Source organism: Brevibacillus sp. LEMMJ03 (assembly GCF_007197875.1).
Taxonomy (GTDB): Bacteria; Bacillota; Bacilli; order Brevibacillales; family Brevibacillaceae; genus Brevibacillus; species Brevibacillus thermoruber.
Genome location: NZ_VKJN01000019.1, coordinates 65502 through 71501, shown reverse-complemented (window position 1 = coordinate 71501; position 6000 = coordinate 65502). Strand labels below are relative to the sequence as shown.

The 6000-nt window shown below is 59.1% G+C and carries 8 protein-coding genes; 1 reads left to right on the top strand and 7 read right to left on the bottom strand.

Going from position 1 to position 6000, the window contains the following annotated elements; genetic code table 11:
- Window positions 1–107 precede the first annotated feature (107 nt).
- The 3 genes from FOI68_RS19425 to FOI68_RS19415 form a co-directional block, all read right to left on the bottom strand.
- The gene (locus FOI68_RS19425) at window positions 108–1142 is read right to left on the bottom strand and encodes a DUF4367 domain-containing protein (RefSeq protein WP_029100999.1); all 1035 of its coding nucleotides are present in this window, start codon (window positions 1140–1142) and stop codon (window positions 108–110) included.
- Window positions 1143–1380: 238 nt separating this feature from the next.
- Window positions 1381–1767, bottom strand: a complete 387-nt coding sequence (gene acpS, locus FOI68_RS19420; RefSeq protein ID WP_029100998.1) for a holo-ACP synthase — start codon at window positions 1765–1767, stop codon at window positions 1381–1383.
- Window positions 1768–2166: 399 nt separating this feature from the next.
- Complete coding sequence (locus FOI68_RS19415) at window positions 2167–2331, bottom strand: gamma-type small acid-soluble spore protein (RefSeq protein ID WP_029100997.1); 165 nt, start codon at window positions 2329–2331, stop codon at window positions 2167–2169.
- 226 nt (window positions 2332–2557) lie between these two features.
- On the opposite strand from FOI68_RS19415, the gene FOI68_RS19410 reads away from it, so the two are divergent.
- Window positions 2558–2809, top strand: coding sequence for a glutaredoxin family protein (locus tag FOI68_RS19410; RefSeq protein WP_029100996.1), 252 nt, complete (start codon window positions 2558–2560; stop codon window positions 2807–2809).
- A gap of 109 nt (window positions 2810–2918) precedes the next feature.
- Here FOI68_RS19410 and FOI68_RS19405 read toward each other — a convergent pair whose 3' ends face one another.
- The 4 genes from FOI68_RS19405 to FOI68_RS19390 form a co-directional block, all read right to left on the bottom strand.
- Window positions 2919–3254: an ArsR/SmtB family transcription factor gene (locus FOI68_RS19405; protein WP_029100995.1), complete on the bottom strand. Its 336-nt coding sequence runs from the start codon at window positions 3252–3254 to the stop codon at window positions 2919–2921.
- 94 nt (window positions 3255–3348) lie between these two features.
- Window positions 3349–4986 (bottom strand): GMC family oxidoreductase, encoded by a 1638-nt coding sequence (locus FOI68_RS19400; protein ID WP_029100994.1) that lies wholly within the window; start codon window positions 4984–4986, stop codon window positions 3349–3351.
- The gene (locus FOI68_RS19395) at window positions 4976–5575 is read right to left on the bottom strand and encodes a gluconate 2-dehydrogenase subunit 3 family protein (RefSeq protein ID WP_143864066.1); all 600 of its coding nucleotides are present in this window, start codon (window positions 5573–5575) and stop codon (window positions 4976–4978) included. Before FOI68_RS19395 ends, FOI68_RS19400 begins: the two co-directional genes overlap by 11 nt.
- 6 nt (window positions 5576–5581) lie before the next feature.
- On the bottom strand, window positions 5582–5974 hold the full coding sequence (locus FOI68_RS19390; protein WP_029100992.1) for a hypothetical protein: 393 nt from the start codon (window positions 5972–5974) through the stop codon (window positions 5582–5584).
- Window positions 5975–6000 lie beyond the last annotated feature (26 nt).

Here is a 6000-nt window from a genome sequence, read left to right as displayed (position 1 = left end):
CTCGGTAGGGCTTCACAAGTCGCTCTGCCTGGAAACATGCTTCTCCTTCGATACAATTGGTTTGTCTTCAGTCTGAGGACGGCCAATGCCGTCCCGATTGATTTTGATTATTTTCCGCTCACGCCGTACGTGGATTGGGCCACCTTGACCATTTCCTCTTCCGGCAGGTCGCCGGTCAGCGTAAACTCCACGCCGTCCAGTTCCCAGCTCAGGTAGCGCTGATTGTCAGCATTTTGGATCAGCACCCCGACGGTGAAGCCCAGATCGACCGGCAGCCCCTGCTCCGAGGACACCGAGGTCGCCGTGGGGCGCGCTTCAATCAGCTTGTAGTTGTACAAACCTTTGTACTCCAGTACGACCGTCCGCTCACCGTCCCGGGTTACCGGCTCGATGTCGCCCTGCTTCACGCCGTCAGGGGTGTAGGTGGGCACAATGACACCGAACTGGCTGGATGGCGGTTTGCTTGTGTCGTTTTCCTGCGACAGCGTCGGCACCACCGGCAGTGAACTGGTGTTCATGTTGCGGTCTTTGTCAAACGCATCCTTGTCAAACTGCGGGTTGAACACAAAGTCGGTGAAGTTGATCGTGACCAGCGTATTCATATTGGAATCCATGATTTCCGCTCGCGTCGGCTTCAGTTCCTCCGTCAGCCAGATCTTCTGCCTGGTCAGAGAGCGATTGCCGTTGTAATTGGCCTTGACTTCAAACACGTACTGCCTGTCGTCCATGTCCATCTTGCGTTCCGTGTCGTCGATGATGCTGCGGACCAGCGTCTCGTAGAGATAGAGCGGACCGTTGTTTTCCGGCCAGCCGCTTTGGAAGCGGAAGCTCTTGTTGAGATGCGGCGTCAGGACGAACACCCCTTCATTGTTGCGCAGGATGATCTGCGTAATGCCTCGCTGCTTGGATGTGAGCGCGACACGGTAGTTGGTCGGTTTCTCGTACCACACCGCCACATCGTACTCCATCGCCGTGGAGCCGGTCTGCATGGTCAGTACGGCCTGAGACTTGTAGCCGGCCATCTTGTCCAGCGTGCTGCTCAGGTCATCCACCACATCATCCGGTGTCTTTTGACCGAAGCAGCCGCCGAGCAGCAGGGAAAAGACCAACAAGAAAACCAGTGGTAAAGCTGCCCGTTTCATTCAAAGAACTCCTCCTTGTCTGCTAATTTCGACAAAGAAGGGCACTCCTGTCTATTTCCTGGGAAATCTGTCAGTCTTTCGCCTCTTCCGCGCACATCGTGTCAAAAGTCCGTTCGGTTATCGGGACGCGACATCGCCTTGATCGGCTGAAGACTTACCCTTTCTGTTAGAGCAGGTAGTCCCTCCTGATCTACGCGATATAAATCTATGTCCATCCTCGTCCCGATATGCAGACAAGTTACAGTTCTTCCACCACAACCTGCGCCACGGCATAATCCCGGCTGTGGGAAATGCTGAGGTGAACCCGCACCCGCTCCGGGTTGAGTCCGACCCGCTCCAGCGCACCCCTGCTGATGCGCATTTCCGGCTTGCCTGTGTCCGAAGAGAAGACCTCCACATCGTGAAAGCCTACCTGGCCGCCAATCCCGGTGCCCAGCGCCTTTGCCGCCGCCTCCTTGGCGGCGAACCGGCCGGCCAGGTATTCCGCCCGCCTTGCCTTCGCCTTGCCGTCCAGCAGCGCTTTTTCCGCGTCCGTAAAAAGTCGGTCGAGCGCTTCCGGCCGCCGCTCGATCAGCGCCTGCACGCGCCCGATTTCCACAATGTCCGTGCCGATTCCCACAATCATGAACAATCCCGCTCCCCATTCTTTGGTTATGCAGTGACGATATCACCCCATTCTATTATTGGCAAGGGCTGCCGCAAACCAAAAACAACCCCCGCAAAAAAGCGGGGGTGTAAACTGAGGACAAACCAATTGTATCGGAGGAGAAGCATGTTTCCAGGCAGAGCGACTTGTGAGCCCTACCGAGCGGAGCAGCGATTTGCGGGAAAAAGGAGCGCCACCTCTGAATGGGCTGCAAAGCGATACGGCTTTGGCGATCCCCCGCAAATCGGTGCGGAGCGTGCAGTCTGTGCTCCCTTGCTGGGCGAGCACGGAGCGGATGACGGAAACGTGCTTCTCCCCCCAGCAGTCACTTTGTCTACACACTGAACCCCCGCAAAAAAGCGGGGGTGAATGGTCCTGTTATTCGGTAGGTTGTTGCGTTTGCTGAGCGGATTTCGCAGCGGATTGCTGGTTTTGGCGGCGCACTTCCGATACGTTGGTTTCGCTCGCAAATTCGGTTGCGGTGGTTTGCGCAGCTTGCTGTTGCGCTTGGTTCGCACCTGCTTGTTTGGTTTGTTTCGGCATCGTCCATTCACCTCCTCCGTATCACTGAATATAATGTGCGCCGCAAGCAGGCGGCCTATTCCCGCCTGTTTTTTCCTTCCACACGGCAAGCCCGCACGGGAACGGCTCGCGTCGCGGTGTCGGTTCGCCGCCGTTTTCGGGCATCCTAAGTGCCAACGGCGGCAGGAGTTTCCCTGCCCCGCCGCGAAGTATTCCCTTTCATTCGAGTACGAAAGGAGCAACCCACATGGCTCGTACCGTCATTGTCTACACCCAGCCCACCTGCGGCCCCTGCCAGGAGGAAAAAATGTGGCTGACGCAGCAAAACATCCCGTTTGAGGACCGCGACATCCGCAAAAATGACGCCTATTTCCAGGAAGCGATCGAACTGGGAGCGAGCATGACGCCCGTTACCCTGATCGTGAAGGAAGACGGCGAGCGGATAGTCGTTCACGGCTTTGACAAGGAGCAATTGAAAAAAGCGTTGGATCTCTCTTGATCCAACGCTTTTTTGTTCCCGCCTGTGGGAAATATGACGGGTAAACATTTTAAAGCCGCTTCCTGTGAAGAAGCGGCTTCGCCAAAGGACTTTGGCGCACAGTTGTTTGTTATGCGAGCGAATGAGCACCCGCTTGTTTTTTTTCTTTGATGAGAGGCGACATGTCCGGCAAGTGCGAAAGAATCTGCTGTACGGCAGGTGAGCACTCCGTGTTCAGGGAGTAAAACACCCAGGGACCCCTGCGCTTCTCCTTCACCAACCCGTGTGTTTTCAATTTGGCCAAGTGCTGGGAAACGGATGGTTGGGATGTTTGCAAAATCTCCACGAGATCGCGTACACAGAAAGACTGTACCTGCAGGAGAGCCATGATCGTCAAGCGTGTTTTGTCGCCGAGAAGCTTGTAGATCTCTGACAAATACAACACCTGCGTCAAATCAACATCCATAATACCCCACCTTTGCCTTGCATATCTGTTTATCAGTATACTATACACACATAAGGCAGGGAAGATATGATGTCGAAAGATCCGTGAACGCCTGTCAGACGTCCCTCGTCTGCATCGCTTCCACCAGGCGGTCCGCCGTCCGGGCGGCCAGCGCCATCACCGTGTTGGTCGGATTGCCGCCGCCCGATGTGACAAACGTGGAAGCGCCCGCGATGAACAAATTGGGAATGTCGTGGGTTTGCCCGAATTCGTTGACCACGGACGTCGACGGGTCCCTGCCCATCCGGCAGCCGCCCATCAGGTGGGCCGTGTCGTCGACGACGTGCTCCGGTGTGCCGCCCATCGCTTCAATCAGCCGCTTCATCTGCTCGACGGCGTGGGCGATCAGCTTTTTGTCGTTTTCCCCGTAGGAAAAGGTCACTTTCGGGACCGGCAGACCGTACTCGTCTTTTTCGTCGCTCAAGGTGACGGCGTTGTCGGGATGGGGAAGCACCTCCCCGACGAGCGTGACCCGGGCGTAGTAGTTGTAATCCAGCATCGTCTCCCGCAGGGCTTTCCCCCACAAAAAGGACCCGTCCAACCGTTCCGCTGCAATCGCCCCGGCCATGGCCACCGGCCTCGCTCCGTGGGCGCTCAGCGTGTACCCCCGGGCAAATCCCCGCTCCCGGTCCGTCTCGTAAAAATGCTGGGTCAACGCCAGAACCGGCGTCCCTTTGTACAGGCGCACTTCGTCAGGCAATAGTCCGTACACGTCCTGGCTGGAGTGGGGCATGATCGCCTTGCCCACCCACCCGCTGGAATTGGCCAGCCCGTCCGGAAAATGGGGCGTGGCCGAATGCAGCAGCAGGCGCGGCGTCTCCACGACATAGCCGGCGAGAATCACGACCCGGGCTGTCTGCTTGTACGTGTCGCTGCCGTGTTGAAAGAGAACGCCGGTGACGCGCGTCCCATCCGTGAGAATCTGCGTCACCATGCAGTCGGACAGCACTTCCGCCCCCGCCTGGATCGCTTTCGGGATGTGGTGAATCAATCCGCTGTACTTGGCGTTGGGCAGGCATCCCTGGTTGCAGAAACCGCGGTTGATGCAGGGAGGCCGGCCGTCAAACGGCGCGGACAAAATGGCCAGCGGCGCGACGACGCTGTCGAAGCCCAGCTTTGCGCACGCTTCCCGGAACAACTGCGCGTTGGCGCTGATCGGCTCCCGCACCGGAAACGGATACGGCCCGTTGAACGGCCCCCAGGGAAAGTGATCGGGACCGGACACGGCGATTTCCCGCTCGATCTTGTCGTAATAGGGAGCCAGGTCCTGGTAGCGGAGCGGCCAGTCTTCGCCGACGCCGTCCACCGTCTTGGTCATGAAGTCGCTCTCGTGAAACCGCAGGAAGACCCCGGTAAAATGGACGGTGCCGCCCCCTACACCCCTTCCCGAGTTGTTGTGCCCCAGCCGCAGCGGATTGTTCCCGTCGACCAGGCGGGTCTCCTGCCAGCCGAGGTTTTTCATCGCCAGCTCGTCACTGGCAAAATCGGTCTGCGGATTCCAGAAGGGGCCCGCTTCGATCACGACGACGCGCAGCCCGGCCTTGGCCAATTCGTATGCCAGCACGCCGCCCGCCGCCCCCGCCCCGACGATGCAGACATCCGCCCCGTCCGCGTACCGGCGCTGATCCAGCCGCTTGGAGCGGTGCCCTTCATAATGGTCGCTGTGATGCGTTACCCGGTCCTTATTCTCCATCCGCTTTCGCCTCCCAGGGGTCCACCAGTCCTTTTTCCACGCGCACGTAGCCGCGCGGATACGCTGGTCCGCCGTAGCCGATGTCCGACCAGACCAGGGGGTGGGAGTAGTACGCTTCCACCGTGTCGCGGAGCAGCTTGGTGAAAAAGTCGACGGGGTTCAGCTGCGCCCAGGCGGTGGTGGCGGGAACCTGCCCGGCCGCCACCGCTTCCAGGACGGCCTGCTGCTCTTCCCGCTTCAAGCCGGGAAATTCCGCGCCGTACTTCTCGCGGCTGGCCTCGTTGATCCCGGCCAGTCCCAGGAGGTACAACTGCTGCTTGGGCGGCACCCCCACCTTCCGCTGCGCTTCCCCGATCGGACTGGCGGCCGAATCGTCCAGATGCTGGATCACGTACGTCAGCACCTCCAGCCGGTGGTCATCCACCAGCACGCTGACGATGGACTGCAGCAGCATCGCTTCCTTTTTCGTAAAAAAGCGGTACGCCACTTGAGGGGTGCGCCGCTTGCCGACAATGTTCCGGGTGTGAGGGTCCCAGGCGGCGTGTTCCTCCCACACGTCATACGATGGGTAACGGCTCGTTTTCGCCATGCCGCCTCACCCCCAGTACAGGGCCAGCAGCCCCAAGGCCGAAATCGCCGTCATCATCAACGGCAGCATAATGGGCGGGCCGACCAGGAAGTTTTGGCTCTGGGAATACCCGCCCACGCGCTGTCCCACGCCCGCGGTATGCAGATAGGCCCCGTACAGGCCGCCAGCCATGCCGATCCACATGAACAGGGCAAACAGCACGCGCAGCCACCCCGCATTGTAAAAAGCCAGGACGATGGCGGTCACGGCAAACAGCGGCCCTTCCACCACCGGCACCCACATCGCCCAGCGGCGAAAGTTTTGCCGGGCGTGAAACAGCGTCACCTGAACAGACAGGATCGCAAACGCAAGTCCCACAAACAAGAGCAGCACCCGCTCAAGGGGCCAGCCTTGCCACATTGGTCATCTCCTCCTATGAATCCCAT